This is a genomic window from Carboxydocella sp. JDF658, assembly GCF_002049395.1.
In the GTDB taxonomy this organism is placed as follows: Bacteria; Bacillota.
This window is the reverse complement of record NZ_BDLR01000045.1, coordinates 1-15455: the sequence shown is the minus strand read 5'-3', so window position 1 is coordinate 15455 and position 15455 is coordinate 1. Positions and strand designations below refer to the sequence as shown.

Here is a 15455-nt window from a genome sequence, read left to right as displayed (position 1 = left end):
CTCCCCCTTTGTTTCCTGGTTTAAAGTAACTGCAAAAACTGCTGGAACAGATATTCATTATCTTCCGGTCCCGGTGCAGCTTCCGGATGGTATTGCACCGAGAAAACCGGCAATTCCTTATGCCTTAACCCTTCCACTGTATCATCATTGAGGTTGAGATGGGTGATTTCCACCGGCAGCTGCTGCAGTGAATCGGCTGCCAGGGCAAACCCGTGATTCTGGGAGGTGATATATACTCGCCCGCTGTGTAAATCCTGCACGGGATGGTTGGCGCCCCGGTGTCCGAATTTTAGCTTATAAGTGCTGCCGCCTAAAGCCAGGCCGATGATCTGATGGCCGAGACAAATCCCGAAAATGGGCAGTTCGCCCAGGAGTTGGCGCACTGTATTGATGGCCAGGGGCACATCCGTTGGATCCCCCGGTCCGTTGGACAGCATCAACCCGGCCGGCCGGTAAGCCATAATTTCATCGGCCGTGGCATGCGCCGGGACCACTACCAGTTCCAGCCCCAGTTTATTCAGGCTGCGCAGAATATTGGCTTTGGCGCCAAAATCCATGACCACTACCCTGGGGCCGGGCCCGGGGATGGTATAAGGCTCGGGTGTAGTCACCGTCTGCACCAGCTGGGGCCCAAACACCGGCGGCGCCTGCTTGATTTTGGCCACCATCTCTGCCACTGTCCCCGGCAAAGTGGTGATCAGCCCCTGCATCACCCCATGCTGCCGCAATTTTTTGGTCAGCGCCCTGGTATCTATGCCTGCCAGACCAATAATACGATGGCGATACAGATAGGCATCCAGCGTCTCCTTAGCCCGCCAGTTGCTGGGGTAGGTGCAGGTTTCCCGCACGATAAACCCCCGGACATAACTGCGGGAGGCCTCGAAGTCATCCTGATTGATGCCATAGTTACCGATCAATGGATAGGTCATGGTCACTATCTGCCCGCAATAGGACGGGTCAGTCAATATCTCCTGATAACCCGTCATGCCTGTATTGAAAACCACCTCGCCGATAGCCTCCCCTACGGCACCAAAGGCGGTGCCTTCGTAGACTGTACCATCGGCCAGGACTAAATATCCTTTCACTGCTAATCCCCCTCACCAGCTAATTCGTTTATAATTATACAATATTTCTGCATAATAATGCAATGGTTAATAGGGGATTTTTGTCTGATTTCATCCCTCAAATACCCCGCTTCAAAGTAAAACAAGACACGTGATGGTTTCACGTGTCTTGTTATGAGGCATCTCTCTATACAGTCAGGTCCTCATTGAGCACATCAGTTATAAACATGTGCCCGGGAGCATGGGTAATCATGAAAGGTGGTTTCGACTGCATAGCCACAGCTTGTGGGGTAACACCACAAGCCCAGAATACCGGTACTTCCCCTGGTTTAATGGTGACAGGGTCTCCAAAATCCGGTTTATCTAAATCTTTTATTCCGATCAGAACAGGGTCTCCGATATGAACAGGTGCACCATGAACAGCTGGATAACGACTTGTTATTTGTACTGCCTTTACTACCTGTTGATAAGGTATAGGACGCATACTTACTACCATGGGGCCACTGAACCTTCCTGCAGGTTTGCAGGGTATATTGGTAATATACATGGGTACATTCCTGCCTTCTTCAATATGACGGACCGGAATCCCCCCTTGAAGCAATCCACTCTCAAAGGTAAAACTGCAACCTAAAAGAAAAGCAACAAGATCTTCTCGCCAATAATTTAAAATATCACTAGTCTCATCAACTAGTTGGCCATACTTATAAATACGGTATTTGGGTATATCCGTGCGCAAATCAGCACCCGGGGCTGTTAAAACAGGCTCAAAAGAGCCCACCTCTGTAACATCCAGGACCGGACAGGGTTTAGGATTTCTTTGACAAAAGAGCAAAAATTCAAAGGCTAAATCTTTCGGTAAAACAGCAAGGTTAGCTTGAGCGTACCCTGCACACATCCCCGCTGTCGGTCTGTTTATTTCCCCTTTGCGGATGGCTCCCCTGACCTCCTCAGGTTTAGCATGAAATAATTCCAGCATTTTTCTCCTCCTCTCATAATCTTTCTATTTCGACTATATATTCCGTACCATTTACCCATATACGCATAGTTCTCTTTAACCCTTTCTTACTTGTGAAGGGCTCTTTTTGAGCAAAAATAAATTTATCCTTGACGTTGCGAATTTTTTCTTCATAGGCCCGGTAAATCTCATGGGCTTCCTCAATAGAAACAGCCTGAAACCTGATTGCATCTCCCGGCTTAGCCTGGGCTATTTTGTTTAAATCTGCGGTAATAACGGTGGCGATTTTCGTGTAACCCCCGGTAGTTTGTCGGTCAGCCATCATAATAATAGGCAAACCATGCCCGGGGACCTGGATAGAACCCATGACAATACCATCAGAGATAATATCCGGACTTGTCTTATGCTGGATTTTGGGACCATCCAGGCGATACCCCATACGGTCAGCTTCGTTAGTTACCTGGTATTGCCCTTCCAAAAAGGTTCTAATTCCGTCCTCGGTAAAGGCATCATCCTGGGGACCCAGCACAACCCGTACCAGGATGGGATTGGTAAATTCATACCGGTACTCCCTGGGTACCGTTCGATTGATCAATCTCCTTAAATCTACCCGAGGAACCCTTATGCCAATTTCATCTCCCTTACGTAAACTCCTCCCTGCAAAACCGCCTATCTGTCCACGTACATATGTAGACTTACTGCCCATCACTACCGGAACTTCAAACCCTCCGGCTACCGCTAAATAGGCACGACATCCTGCCTTCACACCCGTAAATTCCAGTTTGTCGCCTTTTTGGACTTGTAAAGCCTGCCAGAGAGGAAGATCCTGGCCATTTAACCTGGCTCCCAGATCAGCCCCTGTCAGGGCAATTACGCCTTCAGCCTGGAATTCCAGGGTGGGTCCCAGGAGAGTAATTTCCAAACATGCCTCACCTTCCGGATTACCTACCAAAAGATTGGCTATACGCAAAGCGTATTCATCCATGGCTCCGGCCACAGGAATACCCCACTGTTGATAACCGAACCGTCCACGGTCCTGTATCGTTGTCAGGAGGCCTGGTTTTATAACCCTGATAAAACTCATGTCAAACCTCCTTCTCACTATAATTCTCGGATTTAACAATGTACTGGCCCTTCTCAACCAGTTGGGCTATTTCCTGGTATTCTTCGGGAGTTATTTGATAAAAACGCACATAATTTCCTGCTTGTAAGAGAACGGGTTTTTCCCTGGCAGGGTCGAAAAGTTTGACAGGAGTACGGCCAATTATTTGCCAGCCGCCTGGACTTTCGATAGGATAAACCCCTGTTTGGCTTCCTGCGATACCTACAGAACCAGCAGGAATTTTTGTGCGAGGTGTCTGAAGCCGCGGTGTAGCTATGCGTTCATCCATGCCACCCAGGTATGGAAATCCGGGAGTAAATCCAAGCATATAAATTAAATAATCTGTCCCCGTGTGAATTTTAATAACCTCTTCCGGAGTCAATTTCGCATGTTCAGAGACAAAGTTTAAATCAGGTCCATATTCCCCGCCATATACCACAGGCAATAAAATAACCTGGGGCTCGGGAAGTTTTAATGAACCTAGATTGGCTTCGATTTTTTCAAGTTGAAGGATTAAATCACCATATTTCCAGGCCAAGGGTTCATAAAGCACCAGTAAAGAGCGGTAGGTAGGTATGAGTTCCATTATGCCCGGTAATTCAGCCTGTTCTATAGCTAACATCAAGCTACGAATTTTTTTGTTGATTTCCTTACTGATAGAATTGCCAAACTCTACCACCACCCCTTTATCCCCAGCAGGAAGAAACCTGGCCTTATCATACATGAAATCACCCCCGCTAATGGTGATTAAGAAGGGGAGGCAAAGCCTCCCTTTTCAGCTTTTATTTAAATAAATCTGTGATGCCTTTTAGAGAAAGAACTCCTGCATATATAGCTACAATAACAACAAGAATTCCGAAGAGCATCAACCAGGTAGGCTGTTTGTATTCCCCTACAATATCTTTCCGTTTGGAAGCGATGAGCATGGTTCCCAAAGTAATGGGAAGAATGAGACCGTTTAAAGCACCGGCCAGAATCAAGAGCTTGACTGGCTTACCAATAGTTACAAAAATTACCGTAGAAGCTACAATAAAGGCGATAATCCACCACTTGTAATTATTCTCAAAGGTGCTAGCCAGCGAGCGAAGGAAAGATACGGAAGTATAAGCTGCCCCCACCACAGAGGTAATAGCTGCCGACCAGAAAACAACACCAAACAGCTTATAGCCGATATTTCCTGCAGCTAACTGGAAAGCTGATGCAGGCGGATTGGCCGGATCCAGCTTGTGCCCTGCAGCAACTACCCCCAAAACAGCAAGGAAAAGAACCACCCGCATGACAGATGCAATAATGATACCTGTCACAGAACCCCTGGTAACTTCACGCAAATTTTCAATACCGGTAATACCTGCATCAATAAGGCGATGACCACCGGCAAAAGTAATGTATCCACCCACTGTGCCACCCAATAAGGTGATAATGGGTAAGAGAGGCACTTCAGTTGGAACAAAAGTACGAAGCAAGGCTTCACCTACAGGTGGCCTGGTTATAATGGCTACATATAAGGTTAAAAGAATCATTAGACCGCCTAAAACCTTGGCAAATGCATCCATGGCCTTGCCCATTTCTTTGGATAAAAAGATAAAAATAGCGATCATTGCGGAAATAATGGCCCCCATAGCAGGAGTAATGCCAAACATTACATTCATCCCCATACCGGCACCTGCAATATTACCGATATTGAAAGCCAACCCACCTAAAGCCACCAGGAAAGCAACAAAATAACCCAAACCCGGCAGTACCTTATTGGCTACATCCTGGCCGCGCATACCCGATATAGCGATAACGCGCCAAACATTCATCTGGGCTCCAATATCCAGAATAACTGAAGCTAAGATAATGAAAGCAAAATTAGCCATGTACTGCTGGGTAAAAACGGCCGTCTGAGTCACAAACCCAGGTCCGATGGCTGAAGTAGCCATCAGGAAGGCCGCCCCCAGGAGCGCCCCTAAACTAGCCTTCCCTGCTGTTCCTGTTTTAGTCTTGATTTCGAAATCTGCCATCAAACTTTCCCCCTTCTTGTCTTTATTAGATTATGAAATTAGCCAAGGGTTCAACGGAAACACCGGCTTCTTCCAGTGCTGTCCGAATTTCTTTCACGAAAGCAAGGGCTTCCGGATTATCCCCGTGAACACAAATGCTGTCAGCTTTGATGTCAATATCTTCGCCATTGATAGCTGTGACTTTGCCTTCCGTGACCATCCGAACCACCCTGGGAATAGCCACGGCTTTTTCGTGAATCATGGCTCCAGGCGTACCTCTGGCTACTAAAGTGCCATCGGGGTTATAAGCCCGGTCAGCAAAAACTTCTTCAGCTACTTTCAAGCCTATGTCTTTAGCTGCTCTAACCATCTCCGAATTAGCCAGTGCCAGTAAAATTAGATCCGGGTTTACAGCTTTCACAGCTTCGGCTATGGCTAAAGCCAGCTTGTAATCCCTGGCAGCCATATTATACAAAGCGCCATGGACCTTAACATGCTGCAGGGTCGTACCCATAGTCCGGGCAAAAGCTTCCAGAGCCCCTATCTGATAAATAACATAGTCTTTCACTTCCTCCGGACTCATGGCAAGGTTGCGCCTGCCAAACCCCTGTAAATCAGGATATCCGGGATGCGCTCCAATAGCAGTCCCGTTCTGGACAGCCATTTTTACAGTAGCGGACATAACCCGGGGATCTCCGGCGTGCATACCGCAGGCTATGTTGGCAGAAGTAATGATTTCCAGCAACTCCTTATCCATACCCAGTTTATACACACCAAAACTTTCTCCCAGATCACTGTTTAAATCTACCCTGTACTTCATTTACCCTCCCCCTAAAGACTTTGGCCTTGTGATTAGACCACTAGTCCATTTTGAAAAAAATATATTCTATGTTGAATTATTAAATTCCTTTCCCCAGAAACAGTTTGGCGATCAGGAGTTTGCTCCCTTTGCCCAATCCCTTGCCGAATATTTACTGCAAGCCGGTGCCGCCTCCGGACTGGTTCGGGCTACAGAAAAAAAGCAGGCCAACATCAGTGATCTGGCCTGGGGGTATAGCTTATTTACTTCATACAATCCCTCAAAATGCGGACAGCTTCCTGTATTTCCGCTTCGTTGACAATCAACGGCGGTACAAACCGGAGCACATTCCCGGCAGTACAGTTTATCAACAGCCCCCGTTCCTGGCATCGGGCCACTACTTCCGCCCCCGGTCCCGGCAACTCCAGACCCAGCATCAGCCCTTTGCCCCGTACCGGGCCCATCTCAGCCAGCAAGGAGCGCAGATACTCTCCTTTGACCTGAACCTGGGCCAAAAAACCTTCCTCCAGGATGATGTTCAAGGTCGCCAAGGCCGCAGCGCAGACCAGGGGGTTGCCGCCAAAGGTAGAAGCATGATCCCCGGGCTGAAAAGCCGCTGCCACTTCTTCTTTGGCCACAATGGCCCCGATGGGCACCCCGCCCCCCAGCCCTTTGGCTAATGTAAAAATATCTGGCTCGATGCCGAAATGCTCATAGGCAAAAAGTTTACCGGTGCGTCCAATGCCGGTTTGTACCTCATCCAGAATCAGCAGCAGACCATGTTCCCGGCAAAGTTGCGCTACCCCGGACAAATAAGCGGGATCAGGAGTTACTACGCCTCCTTCCCCTTGAATGGGCTCCAGCATGATGGCACAGGTTTGCGGGCCAATAGCCTCTGCCAGTGCCTGCAGGTCATTATAAGGAACATGCTTGAAACCAGGCACTAGCGGCTCAAAACCCTTCTGGTATTTGGGCTGGCCGGTGGCTGTTATCGCCGCCAGGGTCCGGCCGTGGAAAGAATTAATAGCTGTGATGATTTCATATTTTTCCGGCCCATAATGCAGTTTGGCATATTTACGGGCCAGCTTGATCGCCCCTTCATTGGCTTCGGCCCCGGAATTGCAGAAAAAGACCTTATCCCCGCAGGAGTTTTCCACCAGGAGCTGGGCCAGCCGAATCTGGGGCTCAATCCAGTAAAGATTGGAGCAGTGGATCAGCTTTTCTGCCTGTTTCTTGATGGCCTCCACTACTGCCGGGTGACTGTGCCCCAGGGCATTAACGGCAATTCCCGCTAGAAAGTCCAGGTATTCCTTGCCCTCTAGATCCCAAACCCTGGCTCCCTGCCCCTGGGCCAGTACCAGATTGAGCCTTCCATAGGTGTTCATCACATATTGTTTGCCTAAAGCTATCAGCTCGTCGGTTTTGTTCATCTCTCTCCCCCCTCAAGCCGACACCATCGTGCCGATTCCTCCATCTGTGAAGATTTCCAGTAATATGCCGTGCGGGATGCGTCCATCGATAATATGGGCCCGTTCCACTCCGGCCCGGATGGCAGCGGCGCAGCATTCCACCTTGGGCAGCATGCCACCCTTGATAATCCCTTCTGCTTGCAGTTCCTCCACCTGGCTCAGGGTTACTTCTGACAGCAAACTGGAACGGTCATTGACATTCCGCAATATGCCGGGCACATCGGTGAGCAAAATAAACTTATCTGCCCGCAGGGCCCCGGCCAGCTGCCCGGCCACATAGTCGGCATTGACGTTATAGCTTTTGCCATCACTATCCACAGCAATAGGGGCGATTACCGGAATATAGCCCTGGCTGATCAAATTCAGCACCAGTTCTGGCTGCACCTGGACCACTTCTCCCACCCGGCCCAGATCTTCGCCCTGAGGCCCTTTTCTGGGTACAGCCCGCAACAGGTTAGCATCCTGGCCCGTTAGGCCCACAGCTTTGCCCCCGTTTTTATTGATCAGGGCCACCAGTTCCTTGTTCAGCTTGCCACCCAGCACCATTTCCACTACTTCCATGGTCTGATCATCAGTAACCCGTTGCCCTCCCACAAACCGGGATTCAACTCCCAGCCTTTGCAACATGGTGGTTATATCCGGTCCGCCCCCGTGAACCAGGACGGGATGCATGCCCACCAGTTTCATCAATATAATATCCTTGATCAGCGCCTCTTTCAGCTCCTGGTTAACCATGGCATGGCCTCCGTATTTGATAACCAGGATTTTGCCATGGAACTTCTGGATATAAGGCAAGGCTTCCACCAGCACAGCTGCTTTATCGATAATATTGAACATCCCGCTCCCCCCTTAGGTCCGATAATCAGCATTGATCCTGACATAATCATAGGTTAAGTCACAGCCCCAGGCGGTGGCCCTTTCTCTCCCCTGCGCCAGATCTACTTCGATGGTCACTTCTTTTTCTGCCAGCAGAGCCCGGGCTTCCTCTTCCGCAAAAGGCACCGGTGCACCTTCCTGGAATACCAGTAAACTCTTTTCCCCGGCCCGGAAACTAATGGAAACTGCCTGGGGGTCAAATTCCGCACCGGAATAACCCAGAGCGGCCATAATCCGTCCCCAGTTGGCATCAGCGCCGAAGATAGCGCTTTTCACCAGACTGGAACCGGCAATCGTTCTGGCCGCCAGCCGGGCTGCCGCCAGGGAAATTGCCCCTGTTACCTCAACAGTCAGCAATCTGGTAGCCCCTTCCCCATCGCGGGCAATAGCGATGGCCAGGCGGCGACAAACTTCCGTTACTGCCAGAGTCAGCTCTTCCCAGCCCGGCTGCCCCGGGGCCAGGGCCGACTCAGGCCCGGCCAGGCCATTGGCCAGGGCAACTACCATGTCATTGGTACTGGTATCGCCATCGACGGTAACCATATTGAAGGTCTGGTCCACCGCTTCCTTGAGCAAAGCTTGCCAGGCTGCCCCATCCACCCGGGCATCAGTGGTGATAAAGGCCAGCATGGTTGCCATATTGGGATGAATCATCCCCGACCCTTTGGCAATCCCCCCTACACGCACCGGTTGACCGGCAATTTCTATTTCCACTGCCGTTTCCTTGGCAAAGGTATCAGTGGTCATAATAGCTGCAGCAGCGTCACCACTGCCCTCCGGGTTGAGTTGAGCCCAGGCCCGGGTGATCCCGCTTTCAACTACATCCATGGGTAAAGGCACCCCGATTACTCCAGTAGAGGCTACAATCACCTCTTCAGCAGTTATTTCCCCACCACTCAGAGCCGCTACCTGAGTTGCCATCGCTCTAGCATCCGCTAGCCCCTGTTCCCCGGTACAGGCATTGGCATTACCGCTGTTGGCGACAATGACCCGCGCCTGGCCACGGTTAACCACTTCCTTTGACCACAGGACAGGTGCCGCCTGCACTTTATTGGTGGTGAACACCCCGGCTACTATAGCCGGTGCCTGACTGATGATCACTGCCACATCTTTTTTGTCACTATCCCGCTTTTTTATCCCTGCCGCTACCCCGGCCGCCTGATAGCCCCGGGGTGCGCATACTCCTCCTGGACAATCCCGCATTTTCCTTTCCCCTTTCTATGGCCACAACCCTGTTTCTTCTAAGCCCATGGTTTCCGGCAAACCAAACAGGATATTCATATTTTGTACTGCCTGCCCGCTGGCCCCTTTGACCAGATTGTCAATGGCAGAGACCAGAATTAAACGACCGGTGCGGGCATCCTTTTTCAAACCAATAAAGATTCGATTGCTTCCCGCACACCACTTGGTCTGGGGATACTGACCTGCCTCCAGTACCTTAACAAAAGGTTCTCCCCGGTAAAAGTCCCGGTAGATAGCCCTGATCTCTTCTTCCTCCAGATTCTGTCGTAACTTAGCATAGACAGTGCTCAAAATCCCCCGTGTCATGGGTACTAGATGGGGAGTAAAAGTGATGGTCAGGGGTTTTCCCGCCAGGACCGCCAGTTCCTGCTCGATTTCCGCCGTATGCCGGTGCTGCCCGACATTATAGGCTTTAAAGTTTTCGTTAACTTCACTGAAGTGCACTCCCAGGCTCACACCCCGGCCAGCCCCGGATACGCCGGACTTGCTATCGGCGATTATGGTATCGAGATGGAGCAGACCATGTTTCAGTGCCGGTGCCAGGGCCAGCAAAATGCTGGTGGGATAACAGCCGGGATTGGCCACCAGCCGGGCAGCCGCTATCTGCTCCCGTTTCAGTTCCGGCAAGCCATAGACTGCTTCAGCCAGCAACTGCGGGTATGAATGTTCCAGCCCATACCAGGTTTGATAGGCCACGGCATCTTTTAAGCGAAAGTCTGCACCTAAATCAATCACCTTCACCCCGGCTGACAGCAAACGGGCGGCAATGGGCATGGAAACCCCATGGGGCAGGGCCAAAAAAGCCACGTCCACCTCAGTTAGTTTGTCCTGTTCCTGCTCGGTCAGTACCGGTAGCTCTAAGGGTGAAAGCTGAGGAAACACCTGGGCAATTTCCTGACCTGCATAACTTTGACTGGTTAAAACCTCTATTTTTACCTCCGGGTGACCCTGAAGGATTCTGATCAGTTCTGCGCCAGTATAACCGGTGGCACCAACAATACCAACTTTTATCACACCGATCCCCCCTGTATAACATGTTATAATTATACATCATTTCTGCATAATAATGCAAGAAAAAAGGACTCCGGTTATTGCCGGAGCCATTTCCGCAATAATGCTATACCATCTTTTGCCTGCTGGCAAAAACTGTCCAGGCAATCCCCAGCAATAACAAGCCCAGCCATATCCCCTGTTCAAGGGAAGGAACCTCATGTAAAAACAGAGCCGCTAACAGAGTAGCTCCCACCGGTTCACTCAGGGCGGTAAGGGAAACCAGTCCTGCTGGCAAAAATTTTAGCGCCCACATCAAAAGGCTATGTCCTAGCAGGGTAGGAAAAAGAGCCAGCGCCAGGAACGCCAGCCAGTCCTGCCGGGAATAGCCGGTAAAGGAATAAGGGGAAAAGAGAATGGCCAGAGCCAGAAACAGGGCACAGGCACTATAAACTAAAAAGCTGTAATTCAGTGCTGTCAGGTACTGGCGACATTTCCTCCCGATCAAAAAATAAGCTGATACCATAACCGCTGAAAACAAAGCCAGCATTTCCCCCCGTAAATCCCCGCCAGTTCCTTGCATCTGCTGCCAGCTCAAACCGGCAGTAGCCAGAATAGCCAAAAAGATGCCAGACCAGCTCCCGGACGGTAATCTCTCCCCCAGCCAGAGTCGACTCCCCAGGAGAACAAAAATCGGATGGGTAGCCACCAGTACCGTAGCCATTGCCACCGAGGTATATTTAAATGATTGCAACCAGGTACTCCAGTGCAGGGCTAAAAAAATTCCGGCCTGTACCGGCCAAAACCAAAACTTTGGCTTTATCTCTCCGTTATGCTCCCGCCAGTGCCTTACCATCAGCGGCAGATAAAGTATTACAGCAAAAAAGACCCGATAAAAAGCGATAACCAGGCCATGGGCCGTTGCCAGTTTAGCCCAGAGCCCGGCTGACGATATAGCCAGAGTAGCTATAATCAAACCTGCTAACGCCATAACTCCTCCCCATTTCTTATCTCTTTCTCAGTATCTAGCAACTGACTCAAAGTAACAAAGCGATAGCCCTGGGCCCGCAGTCTGGTGATAATGAGCGGCAAAGCCTGCACCGTTTTGATTCGGTTCAGACGGCCATCATGCCCCAGGATAATCGCCCCGGGATAAACTTTAGCCACTACCCGGTCTGCCATTGCCTCAGGTGTTCTGGTCGTGTGATTTTCAATGCCCACTGTCCAGAGAACAATCCTCAGTCCTCTGAGCTCACAGGCTTCGATCAGCCGCCAGTCAAACCGTCCCCGGGGCGGCCGAAAGTAGTCCGGCACTTTACCGGTGATACGCTCCAGCAGAGAATTGGTCATATCTATTTCCAGAGCAATTTGTTGCTCATTCATCGCCACCATATCCTGATGGCTAAAAGTATGGTTGGCAATCTCATGTCCTTCAGCTATTTCCCGTTCCAGCAGGTCCCGGTGATCCTGTGCCGCCTGACCAATGACAAAAAAAGTAGCAGGAACGCGATATTGCTGAAGGATGTCCAGTATTTGCGGAGTAAAACGGGGATCAGGGCCATCATCAAAGGTCAGAGCAACCAGCTTCTCCCCCTGGGTATGGGCAGAAATCACTATCCTTCCCAGCAGATGGGCACTGGCCATAGCCTGCATCAGCTGGGGTTGCAAGACCCGCCAGACCAGGTAAACCAGCAAAAAAGTTAAAACCATCCAGTAGCGTCTTTTCATGGCTATCTCCGCCCTTCTGGTTATCCGTCTATGTTAATTATAGCCTTGCTAGTACTGGCTGGCCATTGTTTTTTGCTGGAATGTCGAATTACCTGGTTTTACGGGTGTCTTCAAAGTATGGCAGGGGAATGTACTGTACAGAAGGACGACGCTGAGGCGGTTGAGGATAGTACTCCATCAGTTCATAAATTTCCCGGGGCATGGCCGTGGAGACTGGTAACCCCAGTTCCCGTAACTGTTCATAAGAAATAGGATAATCATGAGTCCAGCGACCTTCACTGAAAATTTTCGCTAGTTCCGCTGCCCGCTCAGGCTGAAACTTATCGGCCAGAATTTCCTTGAGCTTGGTCTCCACCTGATTCATTGCCTTTCTGGCAATATCGGCCAGAATTAGGGTCTCGTCTTTACAATGTTCCTTCCCTTTTTCCTCTACTACTTTAATAACAGAGGCAGCCGGGTACTGACCGATCTGGGGATCCACCGGGCCCAGGACCGCATTTTCATCCATCACGATTTCGTCTGCCGATAATGCCAGCATCGTCCCCCCTGACATGGCATAATGGGGAATAAATACTGTTACTTTGGCTTTGTGCCTGCTTAAAGCAGAAGCAATTTGCTCTGAGGCCAGTACTAAGCCCCCTGGTGTGTGCAGAACCAGGTCAATGGGCATATCTTCGGGTGTAAGCCGGATCGCCCGCAAAACTTGCTCTGAGTCCTCAATATTGATAAAACGTGAAATCGGTATGCCCAGCAGGTTAATGGATTCCTGACGATGAATAAGGGTGATCAAACGAGAACCCCTTTTTAACTCAATTTCCCGCATTAAACGCACACGCTGCAACTCCAGGCGCCGCTGATTGAACATGGGCACCAGTGCCATAATCATAAAAACCAGCCAGAGCAAATTAAGGATAGTAGCCATCTTTTCCCTCCTCTGCAGTAGAAAGGGGAGCGCACCCCTAGCGAATCGCCCGGAGCCGCTGCACCCCCAGGGCCTGTGCAGCCAGTTGAGGCCGCCGCTGGGCATGAACCAGCCGCATTTGCGACCGCCGCTGCCGCGCCTCATATTCTGCCACCAGCGCCCGCTGACCAAGTTCAATCAGCCGTTTAACCATGGTACCGCCGATTTTCCCTACCTGTCTGGTAGTCAGGTCCCCGTTATCCTCCTCATTCAGAGGAATTCCCAACTCCTGAGCCACTTCAAACTTCAATTGTTTGAGGGCCGCTTCGGTAACCGGGTCCTTGCGTTTTCGGCGTGCCATTTAACCAGCCTCCTTTCGGAACTTGGTCAATTTTATTATGAGCAGGAACCCCGGTTTTCAAACTCACTACGAATCTGTTTTTGCAAGGCAGGCTTGTTTAAGATTTCCAGTGCTGTTAAAGCCATTGCCTGTGCGCCCAGCAGCAATCCATTTAAGCCCCCCGGTCCACCCGCCGCCTGAGCAAATTCCTGGGTATGAGCTGTTAGCCCCAGTGACCCTATGGCTACATAGGGATGAATAGCCGGTACTACCTGACTGACATTGCCCATATCCAGGGAACCCATGCCTTCCCGTCCAGAACGTATCTGTTCCACTCCCAGATAGCGTAACTTTTGCTCAAAAATACGGGCCATGGTCTGGTTAGTACACATCTCGTCATAGGATAATTCAAAATTATGCCATTCCACCTTGCAGCCAGTAGCCAGGGCTGCTCCCCGGGCGCAGTTATGTACCTTCTCCACCAGGGTATTGAGGTAGTTTCTCTGTTTGGCTCGAATATAAAACCGCGCCACTGCCCGTTCCGGAACAATATTGGGAGCTATGCCCCCTTCTGTGATAATGCCATTGATCCTTACCCCATCGGGTAAATAGGGACGCAGTGCATTAATATTATTGAATAGTTGAATAACCCCTTCCAGGGCACTGATTCCTTCCTGGGGACTGGCCGCAGCATGGGCTGGTTTGCCGTAAAAAACATATTCAATCGCATCCATCGCCGTTGATGTAACCTGGGCACAAAAATGGTCAGCCGGATGAATCATCATAGCAAAATCCACGGCCTGAAAATAACCCTTCTGTACCAGAATCACCTTTCCGCCCCCGGTTTCTTCCGCCGGCGTGCCTATTACTGCGATCCGTCCCGACCACTCTGACCGAAAGCGGGCCAGAGCAAGCCCTGCTGCTACTGCTGCTACCCCGATTATATTATGGCCACAGGCATGGCCCAGTTCCGGCAAAGCATCATATTCCGCCAGCAAAGCCAGGGTTGGCCCGGTCCCCTTGCCCTGGCATTCGGCCCAAAAGGCGGTTTCCATCTCACCTATGCCTTTTTGTACGGTAAAGCCACCAGCAGCCAATGCCTCAGTTAACAATTTACAGGCAAAGTACTCCTGGTAGCCCAGTTCTGGATGGCGGTGAATAGCCAGGCTTAAGTCCTGCCAGGTACTAAGATTTTCCTGCAACCATGTACAAATTCTTTCCCCGGTATCCTTTAGCAATTATTTTTCACTCCTCGCAAAGCTACTAACAAAGTTAAGGGCCCAACGGCAGTAGTTAGCTGCACCACCAGATAGGTTAAGCCCACCAAATTGATTTTGGCCTGTTCTCCTACCAGCACGACAGGGGTACTGATATCAGTAGTATAACCTGCCCTTTCCAGTTCCCGGGTGGCTATGCCGGAAATCACATTTCCCATTTCTGCCACCGCACTATACACTATTTCATTAAATTCACCTATAGGCTCCCCCAGCATCAGGCTGGCCAGCTGGCAAGCCTGATGCTGGTCCAGACCATAAAAAATCAGGCCTTCTACATCTCCGGTCATGGCAATATTGACCTTAACTTCCCTGCTTGTTAAGAGATGATTGTCCAGACTAAGCTGGCCTATCTGTACATCACTGCCTATTTCCTGTTGCAAAACCTCTCTGGCAGCTATAATAAAAGGATTAATCAACTCCGCTTGCAAGTCTCTCCCGTCCTTTCAGGCAAACTACTGGCTATTTCGACACTGCCGCCCCTCTTTCCTGCTGCTCAGGGCAAGTTACCTAAATAAACATATTTTAAATAGCGCGAGGCGATAGCTTGCGCCTCATACATTCTCTCCAACGGAGTGGGTGGTGCTGTTAAACTGCGCCGGGGAAAATAGCGGGATAGATGAAGTGGGATTTTAGAAGATAGATCTGCCAGCCTTCTTGCCAGCGCCTCGATCTGCTCCGGGCTGTCGTTTTCATCAGTAACCAAAAGACAGGTTATTTCCACATGAACCCC

16 protein-coding genes and 1 pseudogene are annotated in these 15455 nt (G+C 50.4%); all 17 read right to left on the bottom strand.

Annotated features, from left to right (window positions below):
• Positions 1-20: 20 nt before the first annotated feature.
• A complete protein-coding gene (gene carA / locus JDF658_RS08125) occupies positions 21-1085 on the bottom strand; it encodes a glutamine-hydrolyzing carbamoyl-phosphate synthase small subunit (RefSeq protein ID WP_079907145.1) in 1065 nt (354 codons plus the stop codon).
• Between the two features lie 166 nt (positions 1086-1251).
• Complete coding sequence (locus JDF658_RS08120; RefSeq protein ID WP_375804199.1) at positions 1252-2037, bottom strand: putative hydro-lyase; 786 nt, start codon at positions 2035-2037, stop codon at positions 1252-1254.
• 16 nt (positions 2038-2053) lie between these two features.
• Positions 2054-3103, bottom strand: coding sequence for a biotin-dependent carboxyltransferase family protein (locus tag JDF658_RS08115; protein WP_079907143.1), 1050 nt, complete (start codon positions 3101-3103; stop codon positions 2054-2056).
• 1 nt (position 3104) lies between these two features.
• The gene (pxpB, locus tag JDF658_RS08110; RefSeq protein ID WP_079907141.1) at positions 3105-3845 is read right to left on the bottom strand and encodes a 5-oxoprolinase subunit PxpB; all 741 of its coding nucleotides are present in this window, start codon (positions 3843-3845) and stop codon (positions 3105-3107) included.
• Between the two features lie 58 nt (positions 3846-3903).
• Positions 3904-5124 (bottom strand): NRAMP family divalent metal transporter, encoded by a 1221-nt coding sequence (locus JDF658_RS08105; RefSeq protein WP_078665938.1) that lies wholly within the window; start codon positions 5122-5124, stop codon positions 3904-3906.
• Between the two features lie 25 nt (positions 5125-5149).
• On the bottom strand, positions 5150-5923 hold the full coding sequence (locus JDF658_RS08100) for a LamB/YcsF family protein (protein ID WP_078665937.1): 774 nt from the start codon (positions 5921-5923) through the stop codon (positions 5150-5152).
• Between the two features lie 242 nt (positions 5924-6165).
• Positions 6166-7332 carry an acetylornithine transaminase gene (locus JDF658_RS08095; protein WP_079907139.1) on the bottom strand — a complete coding sequence of 389 codons (1167 nt, stop codon included), beginning with the start codon at positions 7330-7332 and terminating at the stop codon, positions 6166-6168.
• A 12-nt stretch (positions 7333-7344) separates the two neighbouring features.
• Complete coding sequence (argB, locus tag JDF658_RS08090; RefSeq protein WP_078665935.1) at positions 7345-8208, bottom strand: acetylglutamate kinase; 864 nt, start codon at positions 8206-8208, stop codon at positions 7345-7347.
• Between the two features lie 12 nt (positions 8209-8220).
• Positions 8221-9450 carry a bifunctional glutamate N-acetyltransferase/amino-acid acetyltransferase ArgJ gene (gene argJ, locus JDF658_RS08085; RefSeq protein ID WP_079907137.1) on the bottom strand — a complete coding sequence of 410 codons (1230 nt, stop codon included), beginning with the start codon at positions 9448-9450 and terminating at the stop codon, positions 8221-8223.
• Between the two features lie 15 nt (positions 9451-9465).
• The gene (argC, locus tag JDF658_RS08080) at positions 9466-10500 is read right to left on the bottom strand and encodes an N-acetyl-gamma-glutamyl-phosphate reductase (protein WP_079907264.1); all 1035 of its coding nucleotides are present in this window, start codon (positions 10498-10500) and stop codon (positions 9466-9468) included.
• Positions 10501-10606: 106 nt separating this feature from the next.
• Positions 10607-11470: a DMT family transporter gene (locus JDF658_RS08075; protein ID WP_079907136.1), complete on the bottom strand. Its 864-nt coding sequence runs from the start codon at positions 11468-11470 to the stop codon at positions 10607-10609.
• Entirely contained in the window at positions 11461-12207 is a 747-nt protein-coding gene (locus JDF658_RS08070; protein ID WP_078665931.1) for a polysaccharide deacetylase family protein, read from the bottom strand. Before JDF658_RS08070 ends, JDF658_RS08075 begins: the two co-directional genes overlap by 10 nt.
• 88 nt (positions 12208-12295) lie before the next feature.
• On the bottom strand, positions 12296-13129 hold the full coding sequence (locus JDF658_RS08065; RefSeq protein WP_078665930.1) for a hypothetical protein: 834 nt from the start codon (positions 13127-13129) through the stop codon (positions 12296-12298).
• A 37-nt stretch (positions 13130-13166) separates the two neighbouring features.
• Positions 13167-13469, bottom strand: coding sequence for an alpha/beta-type small acid-soluble spore protein (locus tag JDF658_RS08060; RefSeq protein ID WP_079907134.1), 303 nt, complete (start codon positions 13467-13469; stop codon positions 13167-13169).
• 35 nt (positions 13470-13504) lie between these two features.
• A complete protein-coding gene (locus JDF658_RS08055) occupies positions 13505-14686 on the bottom strand; it encodes a M20 family metallopeptidase (RefSeq protein ID WP_200803493.1) in 1182 nt (393 codons plus the stop codon).
• Positions 14680-15153, bottom strand: a complete 474-nt coding sequence (locus JDF658_RS08050) for a chemotaxis protein CheX (RefSeq protein WP_078665928.1) — start codon at positions 15151-15153, stop codon at positions 14680-14682. Before JDF658_RS08050 ends, JDF658_RS08055 begins: the two co-directional genes overlap by 7 nt.
• Positions 15154-15218: 65 nt before the next feature.
• Positions 15219-15455 (bottom strand): annotated as a pseudogene (locus tag JDF658_RS14425) (hypothetical protein); the annotation flags it as partial.

Excerpts from the sequence above, each read along its gene's own strand:
- JDF658_RS08115 (WP_079907143.1), bottom strand. The coding sequence starts at position 3,103 with ATGAGTTTTATCAGGGTTATAAAACCAGGCCTCCTGACAACGATACAG.
- pxpB (WP_079907141.1), bottom strand. The coding sequence starts at position 3,845 with ATGTATGATAAGGCCAGGTTTCTTCCTGCTGGGGATAAAGGGGTGGTG.
- JDF658_RS08105 (WP_078665938.1), bottom strand. The coding sequence starts at position 5,124 with ATGGCAGATTTCGAAATCAAGACTAAAACAGGAACAGCAGGGAAGGCT.
- JDF658_RS08100 (WP_078665937.1), bottom strand. The coding sequence starts at position 5,923 with ATGAAGTACAGGGTAGATTTAAACAGTGATCTGGGAGAAAGTTTTGGT.
- JDF658_RS08095 (WP_079907139.1), bottom strand. The coding sequence starts at position 7,332 with ATGAACAAAACCGACGAGCTGATAGCTTTAGGCAAACAATATGTGATG.
- argB (WP_078665935.1), bottom strand. The coding sequence starts at position 8,208 with ATGTTCAATATTATCGATAAAGCAGCTGTGCTGGTGGAAGCCTTGCCT.
- argJ (WP_079907137.1), bottom strand. The coding sequence starts at position 9,450 with ATGCGGGATTGTCCAGGAGGAGTATGCGCACCCCGGGGCTATCAGGCG.
- JDF658_RS08075 (WP_079907136.1), bottom strand. The coding sequence starts at position 11,470 with ATGGCGTTAGCAGGTTTGATTATAGCTACTCTGGCTATATCGTCAGCC.
- JDF658_RS08070 (WP_078665931.1), bottom strand. The coding sequence starts at position 12,207 with ATGAAAAGACGCTACTGGATGGTTTTAACTTTTTTGCTGGTTTACCTG.
- JDF658_RS08065 (WP_078665930.1), bottom strand. The coding sequence starts at position 13,129 with ATGGCTACTATCCTTAATTTGCTCTGGCTGGTTTTTATGATTATGGCA.
- JDF658_RS08060 (WP_079907134.1), bottom strand. The coding sequence starts at position 13,469 with ATGGCACGCCGAAAACGCAAGGACCCGGTTACCGAAGCGGCCCTCAAA.